We start from the raw sequence: 23,736 nt of genomic DNA, 5'->3' as shown, positions 1-23,736 counted from the left end.
ACTAATTAAATTAAAAACCCATTTTTAATGATAGTGTAAACTGTCTGGCAACAGGTAAAGCAACCCCACCCGAAGTATAAAATTCTGGATCCTGACCATTTAAGCGTTTATCAGCATATATTAACCAAAGGTTGTTGCCAACGATAGATAAAGATGCATTGGTCATTTTCAATTTAGAATAAATACTCTTAGGGATATTATAGCCGAAAGAAACTTGTCTTAGTTTAATGTAATCGCCTTTAACAACTCTTTCGGTTGAGTAATTGTATAAGTTATATGGATACCTTGAATCAACCGAACCTCCATCAGCATTTACAATTTTGGCTGCAGAAAGAGGATCTAAAATAGCTGGGATTGAAGTAAACTTCTCATCGCCTGGCATTACCCATCTATTTAATAAATCTCTAGTCATGGATGTCATATCATCATAACTGTTTTTAATAGTAGGTTTTAAGCGTAAAACGTTACCTGCAGAGAATCCGATTAAAGCAGATAGCGTGAAGTTTTTATAAGTAAACTGGTTATAAAAACCACCTGCAAAAGTTGCATCTATTGGTCCTTCATATTTTAAATAAGTTAAATCATTACTCTGTAAGTTAACATAAGTAGTTTTTCTTCCATCTAAACCAATAAATGTAGGATACCCATAATCATGATCTAAGCCTGCAAATTGTACTGAGAATAAACTTCTTGATGAATAGCCCACAACAGGAGAACCATTTGCGGAAACTGATCTCCAAACATTAGGATTTATATCCAGTTTTGTAATTTTATTTGTGTTATATCCAAAGTTAAAATTGGTTCTCCATTTAAATGAATCATTCTGAATTACATTTCCTGAAATGGCAAATTCTAATCCCTGACCTTTCATTTTACCGTAGTTGGCCATTTTAGTGTACTCGCCACCAATACCAGAGGTTTGAATAGAACCAATTAAGTCATAAATATTTCTCTTATAAACATCAATTGAAACGTTTACTCTATCTTTCAATAATGACAAGTCTAAACCAATATTTAAATCTTTGGTTTTTTCCCAGGTTAAATCTTCATTTTCTAAGCTTGAAATAAATGTTTGTACTTCTTGATCGGCAACACTATTTCTATAAGAGTTTCTGTTATAAAATACAGCTGCAGAATTTGTTGCACTTCCAATACTAGCAACTAAACCGTACGATGCTCTTAGTTTTGCACCTGTTAAGATATCGCTTTTAGGAAAGAAACTCTCTTCGTTAATATTCCAGCTTCCTGATACGTTCCAGGTTGGCAACCATCTTGCTTGTGCACTTTTCCCCATCAAGTTTGATCCGTCGTAACGACCAGACAATTTCAAAGTATACTTTTCTTTATAAGTATAACTTCCATTTGCCATGTAAGCTACATATCTATCAAAACCATTTCCCATACCAAAATATGGTTTTCCGGTTTCTGTAGCTTGTTTAAAATAGTTGTAATTTGAAGTTACTAATCCCCCATTACCAAATTGGTATCCAACGCCATCAAATGATTCATCTTGCCTATCAGCAAACCTAACTTCCATACCACCATAACCCATAATATTGTGGTCTTTGTTAAATGTTTTATTATACTGTAGTGATTGTCTGAAATAGTATGATTTTAAGTTGTTAGTAGAAATTTTATAAAAACCACCTTTTGGCAATACGCTAATTGGCAAACTGTTTGGTATATCAGGGTCTGTATATAAATTACCGTTTGCTGCCGCTGATGTTGCATCATCAATTGTTCTAAAAGATGTAGCCATGTTAGAGTTTTCTAAAATTGAGATCTGACTTTCAGTTTTAGTAAACCTATAAGCACCATTAACAGAATAAGTTAAACTTGGAATAATTTTATAATTAATATTACCCTGCACCTTAAAATCTATCATCCCAAGAGATAATGAGTTTGTATTAACCTCATTAATGATATTAAAAGGAGCACTATTTTGTCTAAAATATTCTAAGTTTCCGTTTTCATCATATGCAGTGGTAATTCTACTTGTACCCAAGGCGTAACTATATGGGTTAATGTCAAAATTTCTATAATAATTACCATAAACAGGATCAGATTGTAGTGAAGTTGCACCAGGTGTTTTCTGGTTTCTAATGGATCCGTTTGATAATAATTCTGCACTTAATTTTTCACTAAGTTTAAAGTTAGCTCTATAATTCCCTGTAAATCTGTTTACACTGTTACCAATTGTTACTCCTGCATCATTCAAAAATGAAGTTGAAGCATAACTCTGAAATTTTTCGGTACCAGAACTCACACTTAATGAATGTTCTTGTTGTAGTGAATTTTTAAATAAGATATCAAACCAATCTGTATTTGCATTTGCGTATCTCGATAAGAAATTAGTTTTACTTACATTATCATTTTTCAAAGCATAAGTATCAGTAGCCGGGTCATAGTTATATAAAAGATTATACATTTTATAAAATACCCCACCAGAAGTTCCTCTTGAAGCACCAGGAATTTGATAATAACCTTTATTTTGCATTTCAATCATTACCGCCATTTGATCTGCCGAATTTAAAATGTCAAAATCCGAATAAACAGGTTTAGAATAAGTGGTAAAATTTCCAGAATACGTTATTCTCGGAGCGCCCTCAGTTTGTCTACCTTTTTTAGTGGTAACAACAATAACGCCGTTCATTGCTCTTGCGCCATACATACCAGTGGCAGCAGCATCTTTCAAAATGTTAAATGATTCTATGTCATCTGGGTTCAAGCCAGCAACAGATGATCCGATTAATGTATTCGCATCTCCAGTTGTTAATGCTTCGTTAGAAATATTTACAACGTCTTCTAAAATGATCCCATCAATAACCCATAAAGGCTTATTATCACCAGAAAATGAAGTTGCCCCACGAACTCTAATTTTAGGTGCAGCACCGAATGTTCCCGAAACGTTTTGTACAGTTACACCCGCTACTTGTCCTTCAAGCATTCTACTTACATCAGTAACACCAGCACGTTCAGCATCTTGTGCCCTAATTAAGGTTGATGATCCCGTAAAGGTTTTCTTTTCTAAAGTTTGGTATCCAGTTGATACCACATTTACCTCTTTCAATTGAGCTGCATCTTCTTCAAGTGAAACATCAATTGTAGTTCTTCCATTTACTGCAATTTCTACTGTTTTGTAGCCAATCGAAGAAAAAACTAATGTAGCACCATCCTTAACTTTAATCTGATACTCTCCTAATGAATTGGTTGATATAGCATTTTTAACTCCCTTTTCGCGAACACTAATGCCCGGCAAAGCACTTCCATCTTTTTTCTCGCGAACCTTTCCTTTAACAATGATTTCTTTAATTTGTACAGGAATTACTGGCTGAAACCTCAAAATAACTTGCTTACCAATTAGTTTGTAAGTAATATTATTTTCAGTTAAAGGATCAAGTGCCTGAGTAATTGATGTGAATTTTTCTGGAACATTAAGAATCGTTCCTTTATTGATTTTATCAGCGTCATAAACAAAATTCACTTTGTATGCCACCTCAACTTTTTTGAGATAGTTATCTAGTCTTTCGGGCATTAATTTCGCTTGTCTTGCATCAGCCTGAGCTGTTATGCCCCACAAGATTGCGCAAAGAAGCAACACCATTCGATGTAACTTAGTTCCAGCATGTCTTTTGTAGAGATTTTCCTCCATAGTTTAATAGTTTAATTTGATTAGTTTTTGGTTGTTTGGGATGACTTGAGGTTTTGTTTGTTGTTTTCTTAGTTTTTGTGGTTAATTGGGTTTAATGATTATTTTATTATTCTCTTTTTTAATTTTCACTCGGTACGCACCTTTTAGTGCTTCCAATACTTCATTTAGGCTAATGTTGTTAAAACTTGCATTAAACTTTTTATAAACACCATTATCATCTTCTAACACAAAGTCGATTTTATAATAGGCACTTAGCTGCTTGCAAACCTCTTTCAATGGTGTATCTACAAATTTCAAATCCCCGGTTAGCCATGCATCTCCATTTTGTGATAGCATTGCCGAAACCTGCTTAGTATTTAAATCATAGTTGATATTTTGCCCAGCGGTTAAAATAGAAGATACCGCCCCATTATATGGCGTAAACATTACCCTACCCGTTTTTACAGTTAAATTAATGGCAACTGGTGAGTACCAAATATTAAAAGAAGTACCTAATACTTGAATCGTAGAAGCACCTGTGCGAATTTGAAATGGATGTTTCTCATCTCTAAAAACTTTAAAAAAAGCCTCCCCTTTATTTAGTGAGATTGTACGCTTATCTTTTTTAAACTTTTCAGGATAGGAAATTGATGTGTTTTTAGAAAGAACTATTTTAGAGCCATCTGAAAGAATAAGAGAATCAATTTGATCCATTCCTGTTGTTTTAACAATTAAGCGCTCCTCATTATTGATAGAATAAAACCAATAACCAATCGCAATAACCAGGCAAGCTGCAGCGGTTGATATTATCCAGTTTAATGGCCTGATTCGAACAGGTGTAATTCGCTTTAAATCTTTTCTAAAACGTTTTTGTGATGCTTCAATATTAATAAGCTCTAAGCGGCTTGCCTCTGCAGAGGTATTCCAAATCTGTTCTATTTCAAGAAAATATAAATCATTTTCAATAGATTGGTTTCTAAAGTCCTGCACCTCCTTTTTAAGGGCAGCATTTTCCATATCATTAAAATAACGGATGATTAAATCCAGCGAATTTGGTTCAGAAAGCATGTAGTTTGTTTAAGTTACATGCAAGACAAGAAAAAATGAAAATACCCCTAGTGAATTTTATTTTTTTTTGAAAAAAAATAAAAATAAATGTAAAATATGCTTAAACGCGTAAAAATAAGCTCTAATAAAGGAAAAGAGTCATAAATTTTATCACATCACCCGGCTTAGTATCTGTATGCTTGATAGATTCGGTTAGGCGTGCCCTTAATGTTTTAAGTGCTGCCCGAAGATGGTTCTCTACCGTTCTCTCTGAAATGTTTAACTTTTCGGCAATCTCTCTGTATTTTAAAAGTTCAAAACGGCTCATTTTAAATACTTTTCTACATTGCTCCGGCAGCCTATCAATTTCCTGATAAAGCAAAACAATTAAAGAATTTTCTTGGTCTATAATGTCCAGTTCATCCTCTGTTAATTGTTCGGGCATATGTTCTTCATAAACAATAATGTTTTTTTGTTTGCCAATATGATTGATTGATGCATTTACGGTGCTTTTGTACAGATACGATTTTAATGATCTTACTTCGGATAATTTATATGGGTTTGCCCAAATTTTTATAAAAACGTCGTGCACAATCTCTTCAGCAACAGGCATATCTTGAACATACTTGTCGCAAAGGAGTAATAGTTTTTGAAAATACTGGTTGTAAAAAAGTGCGAAATGATTAGAATCCTTTCTCTCGAAAAGGTTAATTAAATCCAGGCCTGTCTCAATTACTTTGATTTTCATGTAGGGTATATCCGTAACGAAATTCAATTATACAAAAACTGGCGCATAAAAAATTAATTTCCAAAAATTAACATGGAAATTAAGTCATTATGTAATTTAATAAGTTAAAATTATCCTTAATAAATATAATATGGAGAAATCATAAGGTAAACAACCACGCCAGTAATGGCAACATAAAGCCATAGTGGAAAAGTTATTCTGGCTATTTTACGATGCTTATCAAAGCGTTCGGCCAATGCCCTTACGTAGGTAATTAAAACGAGGGGAATGATAGCAATTGATAGCAGAATATGCGTTAGTAAAATAAAGAAATAAACATATTTAATAGTACCATCACCACCAAATTTAGTAGATGGCGTGGTCATATGATAAGCTATATACATTACTAAAAACAGCAGGGAGCAACCAATAGCCGTCTTCATCAAGTTTTTGTGCAAGCTAATTTTGCCATTTTTTATAGCCCACACAGCTACAATAAGTAAAATAGCTGTAATGCCATTAATAGTAGCATAAATTGGCGGTAAAAAAGGTAAGGTTGGGGCATTGATCCCTAGATCTTTCAATTTTACAACAAATAAAACGGCTACAGCTACTGGTATGAAAATGGAAAGAATAATAATCCATTTCTTATATTTCTTCTCAATTGGGGTATTTTCCATGAGTTTAATAATCTTATTTTTCTATTTTACTAATTTCTTTGGGCAGCTATGAATTGTTAACTCGAAACTATCTACCGTCTTTTAAGTTTCTTAAATCCTCTGCAACAAGAACTTTAATTTCGTCGTCTAGTTTAGCTAATGCATCGGGGTTTGTGGCCTCATAATAGCCTCTTATCCGGTGTTGGTTATCGAGAAGTACAATTTGATTACCATAAATAAATTTATCGCTTCCAGCATCCTGATGTGCTATTACATCCAAGCGCAATCCTTTTCTAATCAGTGGATAAATTTGGGTGGTATCGCCAGTTAAGAAATCCCATTTACCAGCTTTAGCCTTTAATGCAGCGCTATAAGCTTTAAGCTTGATTACGTTATCAGCTGGATCAACTGATAGGCTTACAAAGCGGATTAAAGGGTTTCTTTCGTAGTTTTCTACCGCTTGCTTAACGTTATCACTAACGGCCTTAACAGTGGTAGTAGTATAAAACAAATTAAGTACTACAATTTTACCATTTAAGGATTTCCAGCTAATGGAATCATTGTTTTGATTGACTAGATTAAAATCTGGTACAGCGTGATAAATGGTATCAGGAATTTTCTTCCCTTTTACAGTATGAAAAGTAGTAGCTACAATCTTTTCGCCATATATAGGTAGGCTTTTATAACGGTTTTTGGCGAAATGGGGCAATAAGTAAAAAAATAAAAATCCCGGTATAGCTAATATGCTTACCAGGATTAATACCTTTTTTATGGGGCTTCTTTTCATTAATGATTAAAGAACATGTTTGTATTTAAATGTCCACCTTCTATCAGCATTAAAACAATAAAGTAAATAATAAAGATAAATGAAATGGTTAATGAAAGCTGCAAACCTAGTTTCTCGTACTTTAAGTGCATAAAGTAGGCAACAATATAAAATGCTTTTACTAATGTTAAAAGGATATATACAAAATTACCAACGTGGTGAGACATGTATCCATTAGGTAATACCCATAATGCCACGATAAATTCGATAACCGTAATTAATAATAATATGCCGAATACTTGCCAAATTTTACCTTTCGATAAACCTGCGTGTTCTTCGTGCTCGTGTCCTTCTGTATGTGCGTGATTTTCTGACATGATAATATTTTTATAATATGATAAATTAAACCAAATAGAAGAATGTAAATACAAACACCCATACTAAATCTACAAAGTGCCAGTATAAACCAACTTTTTCTACCATTAAGTAATGTCCTCTTCTTTCGAAGGTTCCATTAATTGTCATAATTAAAATAATGATGTTAATGATTACACCACTAAATACGTGGAAACCGTGGAAACCTGTAATGGTAAAAAATAAGTTTGCAAATTGTTGTGCTGCAATTAAAGATACATCACCGTTAAAGAAATGCTTTAATTCTTCAGGCGAAGGAATATGTCCCCACCAAAAACCTTCGTGGTGTAAGTGTGTCCACTCTAAAGCCTGACAGCCCAAGAACATGAAACCACCGATAATGGTTGCAATCATCCAACCGATAACTTCTTTTTTAGAACGACGGTGACCAGCTTCTACAGCCAAAACCATAGTAACCGAACTCATAATTAAGATAAAAGTCATGATACCCACAAATACTAATGGTGCACCACTATCTGTTATACCAGGGATTGATTGGAAAACCAAATCAGGATCTGGCCATGTTAATTTAGAAAAACGCTGTGCGCCGTAATAGATCAATAGAGATGAAAAGGTAAAAGCATCTGACAAAAGGAAAAACCACATCATGATTTTACCATATTCTACCGACCACGGAGAACGACCACCATTCCATGGTCCGGTTTTAACTTGATCTAATTGTGATACTGAATTCATTTGGAAATAGTATAATAGTTTGTTAACAAATTTAACGGTTCAAAAGTAAAAAAACATACAGATATATCCATAATATATCTATAAAATGCCAAAAAATAGAAGCAATTTCCATTCTGTACTTGCCTTTGGCTGGCGTAATATTTTTATAACTGCCCACTAAAGCACTGGAAATAAGTGCAACACCGGCAATAATGTGTAATAAGTGCATTCCAGATACTACATAGATAAATGAGATGGCAGCATTATTACCAACCATTGTAGCACCACTTCTAACCATGCTTCCCCATGCATTAAACTGCATAACACCAAAAACAACGGCTAAAATTACCGTTATCCAAAGCATTGAGCGTTGTAAGCTAAAGTTAAGGTTTCTTAAAGCTCTTGAAGCTAACATTAATGTTATACTACTTGCAATAATTACCAAACTGCTGTAAATAAAGGCGTCAGGAAGAACTAATCCATGTCCTTTACCTTTGGATGCTGCGAATACCAGATAATAGCTGGTAAAGCCGCCAAACATAATTGTAGATGATACGACAAAAAGCCAGACAATAAACTTTCTGGGTTTTGGATCGAATGTATCTTGGGTATTTTCCATTGTTATAACCATAAAAATTATTTTGCTATAAAATCAAATAATAACACCAACTGCACAGCTGGTATATAAAAAAACGAACAGAACATCACTTTCTTCGCATCTACGAGTTCTCTGTTCATTAAAAGTTTAAAGGCAAGCCAGCAAAAAATAAGACCTGCAATTAAAGATAATCCTGCTATATAATAACCACCAAAACCATAGAAAGTTGGTAATAAGCTTACGGGAATTAAAATTAATGTACCTAAAAAGGTCATTAATGCCGAAATCTTATCTCTTTTTTTGGTGGGTAATAATCTAAATCCAGCTTTTTTATAGTCGTCATCTAAAACCCATGCAATTGCCCAAAAATGTGGAAATTGCCAAACAAATTGGATTAAGAATAATACTACAGCAATTTTATAATCAATATCTAAAAATAACTCAGCTTTTAAACTTCCAAAGGCTGCTAAGTATCCAATAAGTGGTGGTAAAGCACCTGGAATAGCACCAACAAAAACGGCTATTGGCGATTTTCTTTTCAAAGGTGTATATGCAAAAGCATATAATAAAATTGAAAACACCGATAATAAGCCTGTTTCCAAGTTTAATCTACCCAATAACCAGGTACCAAAAAATGCCATAAAAAGACCTAATATTAAGCCTTGTCCGGTTGTCATTCTGCCTGCTGGCATCGGTCTATCCTTTGTTCTGCTCATTAATTTATCAAGATCCTTTTCTATGATCTCGTTAAAGCAATTTGCTGCCGCTGTAACCAAAAATCCTCCAGCTATCAGAATTAACCAGTTTCCCCAATCAATTGAAGGAATATGACCTCTTCCTATTTGCATTTTCTGACCAATTAAAAATGAAATTGATGCAGAGAACACTACCGTAAAGGATAGCCTGAATTTTATAAGTTTAGAAAAATCTGAAAAAAATTGTTTCAATTTCCTTAAATATTATTGTTTATAGGTACTTGTACGATAAACCAACAAGTACAGATAAAACTGTAAACTAAATAACAGCGTAGAAAATAAAATGTGCAATGCTTGCGCTGCTGGTGGAAAAGCAATATATGCTAATGCAAAACCACTTAATAACTGTATTAAAAGCGTAATTATAATCAGCCTTGCTGTTAATAACGGGGCTGCTTTACCACTAAAGCGATCGATAACCATTTTGTAAACTACTCCATTTGCAATTACAACTAAAATGGCCAAATCTCTATGGTAAGAAAAAATACTTCCTACTTTACCAATCCAATTTGCTTTGTTACTGTATAAAAGAGATTTCGCAATCACATCAACAGCTTCTCTAACTTCGGTACCCAATACAATTTGGGCTATGCTTAAAATAACAGTAAAAAACAAAAATCCTTTTAGCCATAATATGCGGTACATGATAACCGATGGCGTTTTATTTAGTTGTTTAGCGTAGTTATAAGTATAAATAGATATAGCTAAAATAACTAAAGCTAAAAGCATATGCACTGTTACTACCCATTGCGCTAGGTTTGTAGATACTACAATAGAACCCAACCAAGCTTGATAACCAACAACAAAAATGTTTAAAATACTTAGTACAATAATTCTTTTAGCTGTTTTTTTATAGGTAAAAGAATAAACTGCCGTTAAGAGCAAAAATATACCTGCTAAAACACCAGCTAATCTGTTAAGGTATTCTGTCCACGTTTTTGCAGGATTAAACTCTTCAGGGATTGTTATGCTTTTATCATGTCTGATACTATCAGCGAGTTCGGTTTTACCCATGCTCTCCAGATATTTGGCAAACTTTTCATTCTTTTTAAGCCTGCCTGCAACGTATTTCTCTTTATAATTAGCTGGAAGTTGCGATACATTGGTTGGTGGAATGTATCTATCGAAACACTTTGGCCAATCCGGACAGCCCATTCCTGAGCCTGTACTGCGCACAATACCACCAGCTAGTATAACCAATAAAGTAACGATTATGGTTATAAAATTAATTCTGATAAAACGTTGTTCTGATCTGCTGATCATATCTCTTTTAAGATGAAAAGGGTATCCGGATAAGCAGAAACTTAATCAGATACCCCTTTTATTTTGTGTAAAGCTTAAAACTAGCCTTTATTTTCTGTAACAGGATTAGCTAATTCCCAATCTTGTTGTATTTTTTCTGCTTCTGCATTTCCTTCAAAATCATGAGGCAAGTTTGAACTCATTGTTTGAGAGAAAGGTACTGTTTGAGGAATAAAATCTGCATCATGACCAGGTTTGCTATAGTCGTACGGCCATCTGTAAACTGTTGGAATTTCACCTGGCCAGTTACCATGAATGTGCTCTACTGGAGCAGTCCATTCTAATGTATTAGATTCCCAAGGGTTTTGAGTTGCTTTTTTACCTCTATAAATTGAATAGAAGAAGTTAAATAAGAACGCTACTTGAGCTAAAGCAGCTAAAATAGCAGCCCAAGTTACAAATACGTTAACAGTTAACCATTTCTTCATAAATTCAAACTCTGTAAAGGCATAGTAACGACGAGGAACGCCATCTAAACCTAAAAAGTGTAATGGGAAGAATACTAAGTATGCGGCAATGAAAGTTAACCAGAAGTGCAAGTAACCTAATTTAGCGTTCATCATACGACCGAACATTTTAGGATACCAGTGATAAACACCTGCAAGCATACCAAAAATTGCTGCTGATCCCATTACCAAGTGGAAGTGGGCAACTACAAAATAAGTATCGTGTAAGTTAATATCTAATGATGCATTACCTAAGAAGATACCAGTTAAACCACCTGAGATAAAGAATGAAACTAAACCGATAGCAAATAACATTGCTGGAGTGAAACGGATGTTACCTCTCCATAATGTAGCTAAATAGTTAAATGTTTTTACTGCTGATGGTACTGCAATAATCAATGTTGTAATCATAAACACACCACCCAATAATGGGTTCATACCGGTTACAAACATGTGGTGACCCCATACGATGAATGAAAGTACAGTAATACCAATTAGTGAATAAACCATTGCATGGTAACCGAAAATAGGTTTACGTGCGTTTACCGAGATAACCTCTGATGAGATACCCAATGCAGGCATAATTACAATATATACCTCTGGGTGACCTAAGAACCAGAATAAGTGTTGCCATAAAATTGGAGAACCACCTTCGTTAGGTAAAATATTTGTACCCATAACGATATCTGATAAGTAGAAACTTGTACCAAAACTACGGTCAAATACTAATAATACCACACCTGCAACTAATACAGGGAATGATAAAATACCTAAGATAGCTGTTAAGAAGAACGCCCAAATTGTTAAAGGCATTTTCCAAAGGTCCATACCTTTAGTACGCATGTTTAAAATTGTACTTACATAGTTAATACCACCCATTAAAGATGATGCTACGAAAAGTACCATACTTACTAGCCAAAGTGTCATACCACCTGCTGATCCTGGTATAGCTGTAGGAATAGCGGATAGAGGCGGATAAACCGTCCAACCACCTGATGCTGGTCCTGTTTGAATAAAGAATGAAGACATCATGATCACACAAGCCATAAAGAAGAACCAGTATGAAAGCATGTTTAAGAATGGCGATGCCATATCTCTTGCTCCAATTTGTAATGGGATTAATAAGTTACTAAATGTACCACTCAATCCAGCTGTTAGTACAAAGAAAACCATTATGGTACCGTGAATGGTTACCAAAGCTAAATAGAAATCGGGTTTGATACGACCTCCTTCGGCCCATTTTCCTAAAAATGTTTCTAAGAATGGGAAATTTTTATCTGGCCAAGCCAATTGGATACGGAATAAAATGGATAAGCCCATTGCTATAACCGCCATAATAATACCGGTTATTAGAAATTGCTTTGCAATCATTTTATGGTCCATACTGAAGATGTACTTCGAAATTAAAGTCTCCTTATGGTGTCCGTGATCGTGGTGATCGTGATTGTGATCGTCGTGTATTGCTATTGTTGACATAATTCTTTCGCTCTGCGGTAATATTATTTATTTAAAGCCACTTGGTTAGTTTTCACTCCTGCTGAATCTTTAGCTGTTGAATCAGCTACTGATTTTACTGGTGCAGGTGCCACTGGCAAATTAAATTCTTTTCTTAAATCATCATTTAAGTAGGTTTTCTGTTTAGCTATCCATTCTGCATATTCTTTTTCAGAAACAACACGAACGTCTTTTTGCATATTCCAGTGACCTGAACCGCAAATTTTAGCGCAATAGAAAAGATATTTAAAATTAGGATCATTTGTTTTCTCCTGCATTTCGCGAGTGGTAATGGTTGGAGTAAACTCAAAAATAGTTCTCATACCTGGTACAGTGTTTAATTGTACTCTAAAATGTGGCATGTAAAAACTGTGGATTACATCCTTACTTGTTAAAATTAGTTTTACTGGTTTATTAACCGGAATTACCATTTCATCTGCCATTTCATCATCACGAGAGTTTAGATCTTTAAAATCGATACCTAGTGGATTGGTTGCAGTAGTTAATTTATAATTTTTATTACCAACGATACCATCAGCTCCCGGGTAACGGATAGACCATTTGAATTGCTCAGAAGTTACCTCAATTTGCAAAGGTTTATTGTTAGGATCTTCAACTTTGAAGAATATAGATCTCCAGGTTAAGAAACCCATTAATACCAATACAGTTAAAACTAAAGCTGGTACAATAGTCCAGATTTTTTCGATTGTATTGTTGTGAGGATAATAGTATGCTTTTCTTTTAGCTGAGTATTTATAGATATAAGAAAATCCGAATAGTAAGATGTGTGTTACCACGAATACAATTGTAGTGATGATTAATGTTAAATTAAACATTTTATCAATACGCTCTCCGTGGATCGAAGCTGCATCTGGCAATAACATTGCGCCGTGTACTGTATATTCCCAATACACACCATATAAACCTAAAACAAGGAATAATGCAAACAAACTTGCATGTACTCTGTTCCAGTTAATACCTACTGGCTTACCTTGCGCTTCGCGGCTTAATTCATATACTCTTATGGCTTTACCCACAATAGCAATGAATAAACATATAGCCAGGAAAACCAGAACATAAAAAATTACTGATTTATAAACCTCGCCCATATCAACAGCTTTCGGTGCCGCCGCTGCTGCTGCATCTTGTGCAAATGCGCTCGTGTTTGCAAAAACAGTAAGTAATACTGCTAAAGCTGCGGTCGTTTTATTCGTGATAAACTTTCTTAAACTCATTTTCTTAAAAGTAGTACGCTGTACTGCTAATTATAATAATAATTAAATATTTGCTCTTATAAAATCATCGGCTATAGCTGATGATGCAAACTTTCTTGTAATAAAGGGTGATTTTTTGCGATTAAAGGCTTTTTGCTTAAGGCCGATAAAACTGTAAAGGTAAACAATCCTACGAAACCTACAGCAGTACCAATTTCAACAATACCAAAACCGTTGTGACCATCTTCTACCGCTCCTGGCATAATCATTTGGTAATAATCTACCCAATGACCTAATAATACCACTATTGAAACGAATAATAGTTTTACATCTGTTCTTTTATTATCTCTATCCATTAATAATAATACTGGCGCTAAGAAGTTCATTGCTAGGTTTAAGAAGAACCAAAACTTGTAATATTCAAAACGTTTGTAGAAATAAACAGTTTCTTCTGGCATGTTAGCATAGTAGATTAATAAGAACTGTGCAAACCATACATAAGTCCAGAAGATAGAGAAACCGAAGATAAACTGACCTAAGTTGTGTAAGTGGCTATTGTTAACCCATTGCATGTAACCAGCTCTTCTTAAAAGAATAATGATAATTGCAATTGTTGCTAAACTACTAACCCACATTGCTGCGAAGTTGTACCAACCAAACATAGTAGAGAACCAGTGTGCTTCTAATGACATGATGGTATCGAAAGCAAATACTGGAGTTGTAAAACCGTAAATTACTAGGAAGATACAAGCATTTTTAAAGCTTTTTCTGTATGAATTTAATCCTCCGGCCAAATCTTCGTTATAAGAAAATTTAACAAAAAGCATAGAGAAAATGCTATATACACCTAAGAATACTACCTGACGACCTAAAAAGAAAGGAACGTTTAAGAATACTGATTTACCAGCGATAATAGCATCGTACTTAGAACTATTTGGATCTGTTAAACCATCAGCATGCCAGTGGTGATATAAATTGTGTGTGTATAAACCAGCTGAAATAATTACAACAAGTATTACAGCAGCAATAGGCAATGTTTTTGCCATAGCTTGTGGTACACGTAAAATTGATGCAGACCAACCAGCCTGAGCAACGTATTGAACAGCTAGGAAAAATGTACCTGACATACAAACGCATGCAAAATAATATCCCATAAGTAACAGGTTGGCAAAAGTGCGCTCGTGCATCACTTTATCTCCGGCTAAGAAACCATAAGCTACTGCAATTACACCTAATGCAATTCCAATAATGCTTAAAGTTTTTACTTTTCCTGTAAACTCAAATTGTTCACTAAAATTAATATTGTGAGTTCCCATTTATATTCTGCTTTACTTATTGTTCTTTTTGTAATTGTTGAACATACATCACCACTTTCCAACGATCTGTTGGTGAGATTTGTGAAGCATGTGAGCCCATGTTATTTACACCATATGTAATGGTATGGTAGATTTTACCAGCGGTAAGATCTTTCATAGCACCACCTCTTGATGAACTTCCTTCGTGGTATGAAGGTACACCGTTAAATTTCTCAATTTTTACTAAGTGTCCTTGTCCATCACCTTTTTCTCCATGGCATGGAGCACAGAAAACGATAAATGAATGTTTACCTTCTGCAAGGTTTGTTGTATCTACAGGCAATGGATTAACCATATTTGCTCCGGCAGCTTCATATCCTTCTTTAGTATTAGGATACTCATCATACTCTTTAAAACCTACTGGTTTAGTATTTGCTGGTGGCAACTGTGCAGTTTTACCATCCTTAAAATTTTTATTTGGTTGATCCGGATTATAAGCAATCGGATCATACATGTTCCTTGCATATTCTAGCCCGGTACTGCGTTTATCTTTACAAGCCGAAAGAGTAGCTGCAAAAGCGATAGCTAAAAACGCGGCATAAACAAATTTATTCTTATTCATAGCTAATGTACTTCCTTTCATTATACTTTACTTCTAAAGCACCGGCATCTTTTAATAAACCATCAATAACTGTATGTTCAGCATTTTCTTTTGCATCTACTGCAATTACAAAACGATCATCAGTAGCACGCAGATCCATTACTCGTGGAGCTCTGCCCGGAAACAAGTGTGTAGATGCATAGTAAGTTAAAACCATACCGAATGCACAGAATAATACTGTTAATTCGAACATTATCGGAATAAAATCCGGCAATGCAAATGATGGTTTACCACCTATGTTTACTCTCCAATCGATAACTGCGCAAAAATAAATTAAGGCGAAAGCGGCACAAGTACCAGTTATACCAAAGCAAAATGCTGCGATATCAATTCTTGATCTTTTAATTCCTAATTTGGCTTCTATTCCGTGTATAGGCATTGGAGTATATACATCATAAATGCTGACGTTATTTTCCTGAAGTTTTTCGATGCCGTGCATCATTTCATCAGGATCACCAAAACTGCCTAAAATATATTTGATATCACTCATTGTTATATTTTTGCGTAATCTTCTTGTTTAACACTATCAAATTTCTCTAAAGATTCTATGTATTCTGCTACATATTCTTTATTCTCATGACCTTCTTTAATCTGCTTCATTTTAGCCTGCTCACTTGCAGTTTTCAATAACAATTTAACCTCTGCAATAGCAATTGAAGGTAAAACTCTTAAGAATAAAAGGAATAAAGTAAAGAATAGTCCGATTGAACCTACGAACACACTCACATCAACCCATGTTGGATAAAACATTGCCCAACTTGAAGGAATATAATCACGGTGTAAAGAGGTAACGATAATTACGAAACGCTCAAACCACATACCTACGTTTACTACGATTGATAAAATCCACGTAGCACGAATGCTTAAACGGATCTTTTTAAACCATAATAACTGTGGAGAGATTACGTTACATGTCATCATCATCCAGTAAGCCCACCAGTATGGACCAGTTGAACGGTTAATGAAAGCATATTGCTCATATTCTGAACCAGAATACCATGCGATGAAGAACTCAGTTAAATAAGCTACACCTACGATTGATCCTGTTAAGATGATGATTTTATTCATCGACTCGATGTGGAACATGGTGATGTAGTTTTCAAGGCCTAATACTTTACGTGCAACCAATAATAAGGTTAACACCATTGCAAAGCCTGAAAAGATTGCACCTGCAACGAAGTAAGGAGGGAAAATGGTGGTGTGCCATCCCGGAATTACCGAAGTTGCAAAGTCCATTGATACAATTGTGTGTACCGAAAGTACCAGAGGTGTAGAGATACCTGCTAAGATTAGAGACACTGCCTCAAAACGTTGCCATGTTTTTACACTTCCACTCCATCCAAATGAAAAGATAGAATATACTTTTTTACGCATTCCTGTAGCGCGATCGCGGATGGTTGCAATATCTGGTAATAAACCTGTGTACCAGAATAATAATGATACAGAGAAATAAGTTGAGATTGCAAACATATCCCATACCAATGGTGAGTTAAAGTTTACCCATAATGATCCAAATTGATTTGGTAATGGTAATACCCAATAAGCTAACCATGGGCGGCCCATGTGTGATACAACATATGTTGCTGCACAAATAACCGCAAAGATTGTCATTGCTTCTGCTGAACGGTTGATTGAGTTACGCCAGTTTTGACGGAAAAGTAATAGTACTGCCGAGATAAGTGTTCCGGCGTGACCGATACCAACCCACCATACGAAACCGGTGATGTCCCAAGCCCATCCAACTGTTTTATTTAAACCCCAAGAGCCTATACCATTCCAAAAAGTATAACTCACGGCAACCACCCAAAGTAAAGCACCTAAAGAGGCAAAGATGAAACCGATCCACCATGCTTTGTTTGGTTTATTCTCTACCGGGCCTAAAATATCATCCGTAATTTTTGCATACGTGATGTTATCGCCGGTAATTAATGGTTCTCTAAGTATTGATTCGTTATGTCCTGACATAATTTGTATTTTCTTTATACTAAAGCTTACGCTTGTACTGTTGTATCTGTGTTTCTAATTTTTGTCATGTATCCGATACCTGGTTTCACGTTGATTTCTTCTAAAACGTAGTAGATACGCTCAGAACGTAATGCTTTTGAAACCTCAGAGTTTGGATCGTTTGAATCACCAAATATGATTGCATTTGCTGAACAAGCTTCCTGACAAGCCATTTTAATATCGCCATCTTTTAATGGGCGTTTCTCAATTTTAGCTTGTAATTTGCCACCTTGTATACGTTGAATACACATAGAGCATTTTTCCATAACCCCTCTTGAACGTGTAGTTACATCAGGATTTAAAACTAATTGAGTAAACTCGTTATTTAAATAGTTATCGAAACGAGAATCGTTCCAGTAGTTAAACCAGTTGAAACGACGTACTTTATATGGACAGTTGTTTGCGCAATAACGTGTACCTACACAACGGTTATAAGCCATATGGTTTAAACCATCTGATGAGTGTACAGTTGCTAATACCGGACAAACGGTTTCGCAAGGTGCGTGATCACAGTGCTGACATAACATTGGTTGGTGAACAACAGAAACATGATCTAAATCTTCCAATTTAGCAATTTCTTTCTCTCTTGTTACATCACCAGCTGTAGTTTCGTAGCTATAATAACGATCGATACGAATCCAGTGCATTTCACGACGACGGCGAACCTCATCACGACCTACAACAGGAATGTTATTTTCTACGTTACAAGCAACAATACAAGAACCACAACCTGTACAAGCATTCAAATCGATTGCCATAACCCAGTTGTTACCTGGTTTTTCGTACTGATCCCAAAGATCATAGTTTTTATGTCCTTCTTCGCTTTTGCCTGTTCCTGCACCAGCATCTTTTAAATATTCTTTGAAAGTTGCTTCGCGAATTACGTTACGACCTTCAAAAGAGTGGTGAGTTTGTGTTTGAGCTAACTCGTAATGGCCACCTGTTGGAGTGATTGTTACGTTGGTAGCATATTGCATTGTTCCATTTACAAAAGTTGCAAAAGGGAAAGCATTTTTACCTACACCATTACCTGCTTTACCTACTTTCTCACGTCCGTAACCTAAAGCGATAGATGCTGTACCTTGTGCTTGTCCTGGTTGGATTAATACAGGCAAATCTACCGAATATCCATTGCCACCTTTAACGGTTACAACATCAAATTCTTTAACATTTAATTTCTCAGCAAATTTTGGAGCAAGGGCAACAAAGTTATCCCATGTTACTTTTGAAACCGGATCAGGTAACTCTTGTAAGAATGCATTGTTTGCATTTTTACCATCACGCATTGGTACGTTTTCGTAAACTTCTAACTCAATATCTTTTGCTAAAGCTTTGCTGCTGTTAGAAATAGAAGTTACAACTGCTGCTAACGATAAACTGAAGCTATAGGCTGCAGCTGGTTTAGCAGCAATAGTGATAACACCTTTATCTAAAACATCTTCCCACTTAACACCTGCTGCTGGTAATACTTTAGTTTCCCAGTTGCTACGTACAAATTGATAGTAATCTTTAACTGGTGCATCAGCCCAAACTAATAAGCTTTCTTCTGCCTGACGGCTATTGAAAACCGGATTGATGGTTGGTTGTACAATTGAATAATATCCTTCGTAAGCATTTGCATCACCCCAAGACTCTAAATAGTTGTGGTTAATTGCAATGGCATCACAAAGTGAAGCAGTTTCATCAGCACGATCTGCAAATGAAATTTTTGCAGGAACTTTAGCTAATGCTTCTGTAAATGTTTTGTTGTTGATGTAATCGTAAGCTGGGTTACTGTTTAAGAATAAAACTGCACCAACTTCGCCACGGTTCATTTCTGCAATTAAACCTGCAAATTCTGCATCGTTACCTGCGTATAAATGACATGCGTTATCTAAATCAATAGTAGTACCATAACTACCGATAGCAGCATTGATGGCATTAACTAAAATTTGAGTAGAAACATCGTTTGATCCACAAACTACAAGGCCTTTACCTTTAGCTTGTACTAATTCTTTAGCAACTAATTTAATTACTTTATCTGCAGTAGCGTTATTACCTAATGTACCACCAGCTAAAGATTGACCTGTAATTGCATTGTATAAGGCGATTAACGCAGGACCTTGCTCTGATAATTTAACCGGAACACGTGTATCTGCATTAGTACCTGTTAAGCTCATTCCACTTTCGAATTGAATGTGGCGGCTCATTTTTTTATTTTCTAATGATTTATAGTTACGGTTAGCTGTGTATTGCGAAGTAAACTCTTCACCGCTAATCCAAGTACCTAAGAAATCTGCACCAAAACTTACAATTAAATCAGCTTTATCGAAATTGTATTTTGGTAAAACTGCTTTACCAAAGCTATTTTGATTTGCCTGAATAATACCAGTGTAAGAAACAGCATCATATTGAACTAATTTAGCTGCTGGGTATTTAGTGATAAAACCAGCGATAACTGCATTAGTAGATGGACTGTTTACCGTTGATGAAACGATACGAATCTTTTTACCTGAAGTTTGTGCTTTATTTAATTCACCTTTTACAAATGCATCAATTTTAGCCCATGTTGTTTCTTCATTTTTAAGAACTGGTGCTTTTAATTTAGATACATCGTACAAATCTAAAACAGAAGCTTGCGCTCTTGCATCAGTACCGCAATTAAACTCGCCCGCATTTGGGTTTGGTTCAATTTTAATCGGACGACCTTCTCTTGTTTTAACTAAAATACTCTGGCCATTAAAGCTTGAGGTATAATAGTTAGGAATACCTGGAGTAACCTCTTCAGGTTTTACCAGATAAGGAATAGATTTGTGAACAGGAGTGCTTTGACAAGCTGCTAACGTAACTGCACCTAAACCAAAACCTAACGCCTTTAAAAAGTCGCGGCGTGGGGTAACGGTACTTAACCCTGCTTCATTTAAAACATCTTCTATTGGAAGTGGCTCGGCAAATTCGTTTTTGTTATTTTTAACAAAATCGGGTGTATTGTTATACTCCTCTAAGCCTTTCCAGTATTTTTTGTTGCTTTCCATTTAAGCTATATTACTGTTTATTCGAACGTTCTTACTAAACTCTATTTATTAATAGTGGCATTTACCACACTCTAAACCACCCAACAACGCTGGAGTAATTTTTTCGCCTTTTTTAATTTTCTCATGCGCTTCGATAACCTTAGCGTAGAAAGCATTATTTTTCTGACCAGAAATATCAGTTTCTTTGTGGCAGTTGATACACCATTTCATGGTTAATGGAGAATATTGATAAATTTCTTCCATTGTATTAACCGGACCGTGACAAGCGAAACATACTGGTTCTGTTGGCTGTAATCCTTTTGCTTTACGAATTGCATCTTCTGCAACAACTACGTGTTGAGAGTGATTGAAGTAAGCAAAATCAGGTAGATTGTGTACACGTACCCACTCCATTGGTTTTGATTTACTTTCATCGTATTTCTGAGTCTCAGGATCATAACCTAAAGCATTATAGATTTTTTTGATCTCTGGAGAAATCTGTCCGTCATATTTATCTCTTGCCTGTACTGCTTTGTGGCAGTTCATACAAACATTTAATGATGGAATAGAAGCATTTTTAGATTTAAACGCACCTGAGTGACAGTATTGACAATCTATTTGATTGATACCTGCGTGTAACTCGTGTGAGAATTTAATTGGTTGTACTGGTTGGTAACCTGTGTGAACACCTGTGTTCCACATACCCATCCATCCAAATGAACCTAAACAGATGATTAAACACAAAATGAAGAACATAACAAACTTTTTGTTTTTGAACATTTTGCGAACACCTACCTTTAAAGGCACATCTTCTTCAATTTCAATTCCTTGTTTTTGTAAAATTAAGCGCTCTAATAATTTAGAAGCACGACCTAAGATTACTAAAATTACGATTGCTATTAAAACGATAGCTACAATACCAGCGATTGATAATCCTGAAGTAGAATCATCTTTAACTGGAGCAGCACCAGTACCAGCAGCTGGTTTTGGCTCACCTTCTTTAATATACGCTAAAATGTCTTTAACCTTAGCTTCATCCAATTCTGGGAAGGTGGTCATGGCAACTTTACCGTTTTCGTTGAAAAGTTTAACAGCAGCAGGATCACCAGCAGCGATCATTGCAGCGTTATTCGGAATCCACTTTAATAAGAAGGCTTCCGGGTGACGATCACTCACGCCTGTTAGGGCAGGACCGATCAATTTGGCATCCAGGGCGTGACATGAAGCACATTTTGCTTTGAAAAGCGTTCTTCCCTCTTTAGCATCCTGCGCATTAGCGGCAGAAACCGCTATAACAGAAATAGCCGAAAACAAGAATAACGACTTCCAAACACTTTTTAAAATCATCGAGATATCTCTCATAATGAACACTTTATACTTATTTAATTTACTTTTAGATATGAAATTGATGCTTAGACGATAGCCTGCCTATCAAAACTTCAACAAAAGTATAACTTATTAATAAATCCGATGACATAATAATGACTGGAAATACAATTTATAATCATTCTAAACAAATGTCGTTTCAAGCCTCTCAGTCAACAAAAATGGCCATTTACAAAAGAATTGTAAGTGGCCATTCAAAATTTCGAATTTTGATTGTTTAATTTTTATTTTAATGTTTTAAAATCCAGGCAAACATTAGAGGTGCCACAATTGTAGCATCACTTTCTACAATAAACTTAGGTGTATGGATATCTAATTTGCCCCAGGTAATTTTTTCATTTGGTACAGCACCTGAATATGATCCGTAAGAAGTTGTAGAATCTGAGATTTGGCAGAAGTAACTCCAGAATGGAATATTTTCCATTTCCATATCCTGATAAAGCATTGGTACAACACAAATTGGGAAATCGCCTGCGATACCGCCTCCTATCTGGAAAAAGCCAATTCCTTTACCTGCGCTATTTGCAATATACCAATCGGCTAACCAACCCATATATTCAATACCACTTTTCATGGTTACTGCTTTTAACTCTTTTTTCATTACGTAAGAAGCAAAAATATTACCCATAGTAGAATCTTCCCATCCTGGTACTACAATTGGTAAATTCTTTTCTGCAGCCGCTAACATCCACGAATTTTTAGGATCAATTTCATAGTATTGTTCTAAATCGCCACTTAAAAGCATTTTATACATATACTCATGAGGGAAGTAACGTTCGCCTGCATCATCAGCATCTTTCCATATTTTGTGAATGTGTTTTTGTAAACGACGGAAAGCTTCTTCTTCTGGAATACAGGTATCAGTAACACGGTTGTAATGGTTCTCTAAAAGATCCCACTCATCCTGTGGACTTAAATCACGATAGTTTGGTACGCGTTTATAGTGTGAATGTGCAACAAGATTCATAATATCTTCTTCTAGGTTTGCACCTGTACAAGATATAATGGCCACCTTATCCTGACGGATCATTTCGGCTAAAGAAATACCAAGCTCTGCAGTACTCATTGCGCCAGCTAGTGTAATCATCATTTTACCGCCTTCATCTAAGTGCGTTTCATAGCCTTTAGCTGCATCCATCATTGCCGCAGCATTAAAATGGAGGTAATTGCGCTCCATAAACTGAGATATCGGTCCTCTTGTATTGCTCATTTTGTTTTGTATTATTTGCCGCAAAAATAGACAAACCGTTTGCAATTTGCAATTTTGAAACTGAATGAGGGATTTTGAACGATTGAGTTTTGATTGAATGAGTGAATTTTGAATGAATACTATAATTCCTTAATCATTACTTATATACGTTTAATCATTCCATAGTTACGTTTAGTCATTAATTATATACGTTTTATCATTAAGTAGTTACGTTTAATCATTATTTATATACGTTTCATCATTCTATAGTTACATTTAGTCATTAATTATATACGTTTTATCATTAAGTAGTTATATTTAATCATTAACCGTTAACATTCATTCATTCAAAATGACCGTTCCTAAAATAGCTTGACAGTTTTGGTGATTAATTACTAAGGTTTTTTACACCTGTTTATTTGATTTACTGGTACAATATAATATTTAATTTTTATTACTTCCAACAACTCTTTATACTAG

The 23,736-nt window shown here is 35.2% G+C and carries 19 protein-coding genes; all 19 read right to left on the bottom strand.

Annotated elements, in window-relative coordinates; all coding sequences use genetic code 11:
- Positions 1–10 precede the first annotated feature (10 nt).
- Positions 11–3,652, bottom strand: a complete 3,642-nt coding sequence (locus tag EHC72_RS19905) for a SusC/RagA family TonB-linked outer membrane protein (protein ID WP_131539475.1) — start codon at positions 3,650–3,652, stop codon at positions 11–13.
- Between the two features lie 81 nt (positions 3,653–3,733).
- Positions 3,734–4,699, bottom strand: a complete 966-nt coding sequence (locus tag EHC72_RS19900) for a FecR family protein (protein ID WP_131539474.1) — start codon at positions 4,697–4,699, stop codon at positions 3,734–3,736.
- Positions 4,700–4,820: 121 nt separating this feature from the next.
- Entirely contained in the window at positions 4,821–5,426 is a 606-nt protein-coding gene (locus EHC72_RS19895) for an RNA polymerase sigma-70 factor (protein WP_131539473.1), read from the bottom strand.
- Positions 5,427–5,542: 116 nt separating this feature from the next.
- Complete coding sequence (locus tag EHC72_RS19890; RefSeq protein WP_131539472.1) at positions 5,543–6,085, bottom strand: DUF420 domain-containing protein; 543 nt, start codon at positions 6,083–6,085, stop codon at positions 5,543–5,545.
- Positions 6,086–6,152: 67 nt separating this feature from the next.
- Positions 6,153–6,851, bottom strand: coding sequence for an SCO family protein (locus EHC72_RS19885; protein WP_131539471.1), 699 nt, complete (start codon positions 6,849–6,851; stop codon positions 6,153–6,155).
- Positions 6,851–7,207: a cytochrome C oxidase subunit IV family protein gene (locus EHC72_RS19880; RefSeq protein ID WP_131539470.1), complete on the bottom strand. Its 357-nt coding sequence runs from the start codon at positions 7,205–7,207 to the stop codon at positions 6,851–6,853. The genes EHC72_RS19885 and EHC72_RS19880 overlap by 1 nt, the downstream gene beginning before the upstream one ends.
- Positions 7,208–7,232: 25 nt before the next feature.
- Positions 7,233–7,940, bottom strand: a complete 708-nt coding sequence (locus tag EHC72_RS19875) for a cytochrome c oxidase subunit 3 (RefSeq protein WP_131539469.1) — start codon at positions 7,938–7,940, stop codon at positions 7,233–7,235.
- Between the two features lie 31 nt (positions 7,941–7,971).
- On the bottom strand, positions 7,972–8,538 hold the full coding sequence (locus EHC72_RS19870) for a cytochrome c oxidase subunit 3 (protein WP_131539468.1): 567 nt from the start codon (positions 8,536–8,538) through the stop codon (positions 7,972–7,974).
- 17 nt (positions 8,539–8,555) lie between these two features.
- Entirely contained in the window at positions 8,556–9,464 is a 909-nt protein-coding gene (gene cyoE / locus EHC72_RS19865) for a heme o synthase (protein WP_131539467.1), read from the bottom strand.
- A 12-nt stretch (positions 9,465–9,476) separates the two neighbouring features.
- Complete coding sequence (locus tag EHC72_RS19860; protein ID WP_131539466.1) at positions 9,477–10,535, bottom strand: COX15/CtaA family protein; 1,059 nt, start codon at positions 10,533–10,535, stop codon at positions 9,477–9,479.
- Positions 10,536–10,615: 80 nt separating this feature from the next.
- Positions 10,616–12,496, bottom strand: a complete 1,881-nt coding sequence (locus EHC72_RS19855) for a cytochrome c oxidase subunit I (protein WP_170311740.1) — start codon at positions 12,494–12,496, stop codon at positions 10,616–10,618.
- 23 nt (positions 12,497–12,519) lie between these two features.
- On the bottom strand, positions 12,520–13,749 hold the full coding sequence (locus EHC72_RS19850; protein ID WP_131539465.1) for a cytochrome c oxidase subunit II transmembrane domain-containing protein: 1,230 nt from the start codon (positions 13,747–13,749) through the stop codon (positions 12,520–12,522).
- Positions 13,750–13,820: 71 nt separating this feature from the next.
- Positions 13,821–15,044 (bottom strand): quinol:cytochrome C oxidoreductase, encoded by a 1,224-nt coding sequence (locus EHC72_RS19845; RefSeq protein WP_131539464.1) that lies wholly within the window; start codon positions 15,042–15,044, stop codon positions 13,821–13,823.
- 16 nt (positions 15,045–15,060) lie between these two features.
- Entirely contained in the window at positions 15,061–15,666 is a 606-nt protein-coding gene (locus tag EHC72_RS19840; RefSeq protein WP_131539463.1) for a c-type cytochrome, read from the bottom strand.
- The gene (locus EHC72_RS19835; protein ID WP_131539462.1) at positions 15,638–16,174 is read right to left on the bottom strand and encodes a DUF3341 domain-containing protein; all 537 of its coding nucleotides are present in this window, start codon (positions 16,172–16,174) and stop codon (positions 15,638–15,640) included. The genes EHC72_RS19840 and EHC72_RS19835 overlap by 29 nt, the downstream gene beginning before the upstream one ends.
- Before the next feature lie 2 nt (positions 16,175–16,176).
- Positions 16,177–17,649 carry an NrfD/PsrC family molybdoenzyme membrane anchor subunit gene (gene nrfD, locus EHC72_RS19830; RefSeq protein ID WP_131539461.1) on the bottom strand — a complete coding sequence of 491 codons (1,473 nt, stop codon included), beginning with the start codon at positions 17,647–17,649 and terminating at the stop codon, positions 16,177–16,179.
- 26 nt (positions 17,650–17,675) lie between these two features.
- On the bottom strand, positions 17,676–20,702 hold the full coding sequence (locus EHC72_RS19825; protein ID WP_131539460.1) for a TAT-variant-translocated molybdopterin oxidoreductase: 3,027 nt from the start codon (positions 20,700–20,702) through the stop codon (positions 17,676–17,678).
- 48 nt (positions 20,703–20,750) lie between these two features.
- A complete protein-coding gene (locus EHC72_RS19820) occupies positions 20,751–22,043 on the bottom strand; it encodes a c-type cytochrome (RefSeq protein WP_131539459.1) in 1,293 nt (430 codons plus the stop codon).
- Positions 22,044–22,296: 253 nt separating this feature from the next.
- A complete protein-coding gene (locus EHC72_RS19815) occupies positions 22,297–23,277 on the bottom strand; it encodes a deoxyhypusine synthase family protein (protein ID WP_131539458.1) in 981 nt (326 codons plus the stop codon).
- Positions 23,278–23,736: the final 459 nt, after the last annotated feature.

Source organism: Pedobacter nototheniae, assembly GCF_004335085.1.
In the GTDB taxonomy this organism is placed as follows: Bacteria; Bacteroidota; Bacteroidia; order Sphingobacteriales; family Sphingobacteriaceae; genus Pedobacter; species Pedobacter nototheniae.
This window is presented reverse-complemented; position numbering and strand designations above follow the sequence as displayed.

Coding starts and splice junctions, on each gene's coding strand:
- EHC72_RS19905 (WP_131539475.1), bottom strand. CDS start 3,652: ATGGAGGAAAATCTCTACAAAAGACATGCTGGAACTAAGTTACATCGA.
- EHC72_RS19900 (WP_131539474.1), bottom strand. CDS start 4,699: ATGCTTTCTGAACCAAATTCGCTGGATTTAATCATCCGTTATTTTAAT.
- EHC72_RS19895 (WP_131539473.1), bottom strand. CDS start 5,426: ATGAAAATCAAAGTAATTGAGACAGGCCTGGATTTAATTAACCTTTTC.
- EHC72_RS19890 (WP_131539472.1), bottom strand. CDS start 6,085: ATGGAAAATACCCCAATTGAGAAGAAATATAAGAAATGGATTATTATT.
- EHC72_RS19885 (WP_131539471.1), bottom strand. CDS start 6,851: ATGAAAAGAAGCCCCATAAAAAAGGTATTAATCCTGGTAAGCATATTA.
- EHC72_RS19880 (WP_131539470.1), bottom strand. CDS start 7,207: ATGTCAGAAAATCACGCACATACAGAAGGACACGAGCACGAAGAACAC.
- EHC72_RS19875 (WP_131539469.1), bottom strand. CDS start 7,940: ATGAATTCAGTATCACAATTAGATCAAGTTAAAACCGGACCATGGAAT.
- EHC72_RS19870 (WP_131539468.1), bottom strand. CDS start 8,538: ATGGAAAATACCCAAGATACATTCGATCCAAAACCCAGAAAGTTTATT.
- EHC72_RS19860 (WP_131539466.1), bottom strand. CDS start 10,535: ATGATCAGCAGATCAGAACAACGTTTTATCAGAATTAATTTTATAACC.
- EHC72_RS19855 (WP_170311740.1), bottom strand. CDS start 12,496: ATGTCAACAATAGCAATACACGACGATCACAATCACGATCACCACGAT.
- EHC72_RS19850 (WP_131539465.1), bottom strand. CDS start 13,749: ATGAGTTTAAGAAAGTTTATCACGAATAAAACGACCGCAGCTTTAGCA.
- EHC72_RS19845 (WP_131539464.1), bottom strand. CDS start 15,044: ATGGGAACTCACAATATTAATTTTAGTGAACAATTTGAGTTTACAGGA.
- EHC72_RS19840 (WP_131539463.1), bottom strand. CDS start 15,666: ATGAAAGGAAGTACATTAGCTATGAATAAGAATAAATTTGTTTATGCC.
- EHC72_RS19835 (WP_131539462.1), bottom strand. CDS start 16,174: ATGAGTGATATCAAATATATTTTAGGCAGTTTTGGTGATCCTGATGAA.
- nrfD (WP_131539461.1), bottom strand. CDS start 17,649: ATGTCAGGACATAACGAATCAATACTTAGAGAACCATTAATTACCGGC.
- EHC72_RS19825 (WP_131539460.1), bottom strand. CDS start 20,702: ATGGAAAGCAACAAAAAATACTGGAAAGGCTTAGAGGAGTATAACAAT.
- EHC72_RS19820 (WP_131539459.1), bottom strand. CDS start 22,043: ATGAGAGATATCTCGATGATTTTAAAAAGTGTTTGGAAGTCGTTATTC.
- EHC72_RS19815 (WP_131539458.1), bottom strand. CDS start 23,277: ATGAGCAATACAAGAGGACCGATATCTCAGTTTATGGAGCGCAATTAC.